Genomic DNA, 1,849 nt, shown 5'->3' on the forward strand with positions numbered 1-1,849 from the left:
GAGTAACGATAAAGGGGTCGAGAGGCCCCTCGCCGAAAATCCAAGGTTTCCTGCTCAACGCTAATCGGAGCAGGGTGAGTCGGCCCCTAAGGCGAGGCAGAAATGCGTAGTCGATGGGAAACAGGTTAATATTCCTGTACCGTTTGTTACTGCGATGGGATGACGGAGAAGGTTAGGTCAGCCAGCGGTTGGAAGTGCTGGTTTAAGCGTGTAGGCAGTGTTTTTAGGCAAATCCGAAGACACAATGCCAAGGCGTGATGACGAGTTCCGTAGGGAACGAAGTGATTGATACCCTGCTTCCAGGAAAAGTCTCTAAGCTTCAGGTAACAGATGACCGTACCCCAAACCGACACAGGTGGATGGGATGAGAATTCTAAGGCGCTTGAGAGAACTCGGGTGAAGGAACTAGGCAAAATAGCACCGTAACTTCGGGAGAAGGTGTGCCTCTGTTAGGTGAAGGTCCTAGCGACTGGAGCTGAAGGAGGTTGCAGTGAACTGGTGGCTGCGACTGTTTATTAAAAACACAGCACTCTGCAAACACGAAAGTGGACGTATAGGGTGTGACGCCTGCCCGGTGCCGGAAGGTTAATTGATGGGGTTATCTTCGGAGAAGCTCTTGATCGAAGCCCCGGTAAACGGCGGCCGTAACTATAACGGTCCTAAGGTAGCGAAATTCCTTGTCGGGTAAGTTCCGACCTGCACGAATGGCGTAACGATGGCCACACTGTCTCCACCCGAGACTCAGTGAAATTGAAATTGCGGTTAAGATGCCGTATACCCGCGGCTAGACGGAAAGACCCCGTGAACCTTTACTACAGCTTTGCACTGAACTTTGAACCTATTTGTGTAGGATAGGTGGGAGGCATAGAAGCGTGAACGCCAGTTTGCGTGGAGCCGACCTTGAAATACCACCCTGGTATGTTTGGAGTTCTAACCTGCATCCATGATCTGGATGAGGGACAGTGTATGGTGGGTAGTTTGACTGGGGCGGTCTCCTCCCAAAGAGTAACGGAGGAGCACGAAGGTACACTAAGCATGGTCGGACATCATGCGGTTAGTGCAAAGGCAAAAGTGTGCTTGACTGCGAGACAGACACGTCGAGCAGGTACGAAAGTAGGTCTTAGTGATCCGGTGGTTCTGAATGGAAGGGCCATCGCTCAACGGATAAAAGGTACTCCGGGGATAACAGGCTGATACCGCCCAAGAGTTCATATCGACGGCGGTGTTTGGCACCTCGATGTCGGCTCATCACATCCTGGGGCTGTAGCCGGTCCCAAGGGTATGGCTGTTCGCCATTTAAAGTGGTACGCGAGCTGGGTTTAGAACGTCGTGAGACAGTTCGGTCCCTATCTGCCGTGGGCGTTGGAAATTTGAGAGGAGCTGCTCCTAGTACGAGAGGACCGGAGTGGACGTACCCCTGGTGTTCGGGTTGTGATGCCAATCGCATTGCCCGGTAGCTATGTACGGACGGGATAACCGCTGAAAGCATCTAAGCGGGAAGCCCCCCTCAAGATTAGATTTCCCCGAGCTTTAAGCTCCTGAAGGGCCGTGGAAGACCACCACGTTGATAGGCTGGGTGTGGAAGCGCAGTAATGTGTGAAGCTAACCAGTACTAATTGCCCGTGAGGCTTGACCATATAACCCCAAGTTTACTTGGGGGCTACAATCGCCTTGAGTTACTTTCCGAACAGTCTGCAATGCAGACAAGCGATTATGCCTGGCGGCCATAGCGAGTTGGCACCACCTGACCCCATCCCGAACTCAGTAGTGAAACGACTCAGCGCCGATGATAGTGTGGGAGTTCCCATGTGAAAGTAGGTCACTGCCAGGTTTTTATATGAAMWKACCC

At 52.3% G+C, this 1,849-nt stretch carries 2 rRNA genes; both read left to right on the top strand.

Annotation, left to right across the window (positions count from 1 at the left end):
* Window positions 1-1,637: ribosomal RNA gene (locus tag MPL1_RS13085) — 23S ribosomal RNA — on the top strand; the annotation flags it as partial.
* A 79-nt stretch (window positions 1,638-1,716) separates the two neighbouring features.
* Window positions 1,717-1,831 (top strand): 5S ribosomal RNA (gene rrf, locus MPL1_RS13090).
* Window positions 1,832-1,849: the final 18 nt, after the last annotated feature.

The organism is Methylophaga lonarensis MPL (assembly GCF_000349205.1).
In the GTDB taxonomy this organism is placed as follows: Bacteria; Pseudomonadota; Gammaproteobacteria; order Nitrosococcales; family Methylophagaceae; genus Methylophaga; species Methylophaga lonarensis.